The sequence below is a fragment of the Dyella jejuensis genome, assembly GCF_044904675.1.
Classification (GTDB): domain Bacteria; phylum Pseudomonadota; class Gammaproteobacteria; order Xanthomonadales; family Rhodanobacteraceae; genus Dyella_B; species Dyella_B jejuensis.
The window spans coordinates 1-474 of record NZ_JADIKJ010000068.1; the positions used below are offsets into that span (position 1 = coordinate 1).

Below are 474 nucleotides of genomic sequence, written 5' to 3' on the forward strand. Positions count from 1 at the left end.
CCGCTCGACCGTGCATCGTGCCGCCACGATGCCTTCGCGGCCGAGCTGTCGCCAGACCTTGTCCGCACCGTAGACCTGCAGGTTCGCTCGCCAGACGCGCTGGATCTGCGCAACCAGCGCCTCGTCGCGCTGTGTTCGCACCGGACGTCGTTCCGGCTGGCGCTGGCGTGCGGCATGCACACGGTAACCCGATGGGGCGATCTGCAAGGCTTTGCAGATCGGCTCGACCCCAAACGTGCTCCGGTGCGTATCGACGAAGGCCCTCAGGACTTCAGCCGGCGGTCGAGCTCCGCCTGGGCGAAAAACGCGCTGGCGAGCTTGAGAATCTCGTTGGCCCGGCGCAGCTCCTTGACCTCGCGTTCCAGCTCTTTGACGCGCTTGGCTTCAGCGGTGGTCACACCGTCTCTCACCCCGGCATCGACCTCTTGCCGCTGTACCCACGTCAGCAGTGTTTGCGGCACACAGCCGATCTTC

The 474-nt window shown here is 65.8% G+C and carries 1 pseudogene and 1 other annotated feature; the pseudogene reads right to left on the bottom strand.

Features of this window, described 5'->3' with window-relative positions:
* Window positions 1-474: pseudogene (locus tag ISP15_RS18305) on the bottom strand (IS3 family transposase); the annotation flags it as partial.
* Window positions 193-309, bottom strand: a sequence feature (AL1L pseudoknot). Its footprint overlaps the pseudogene before it by 117 nt.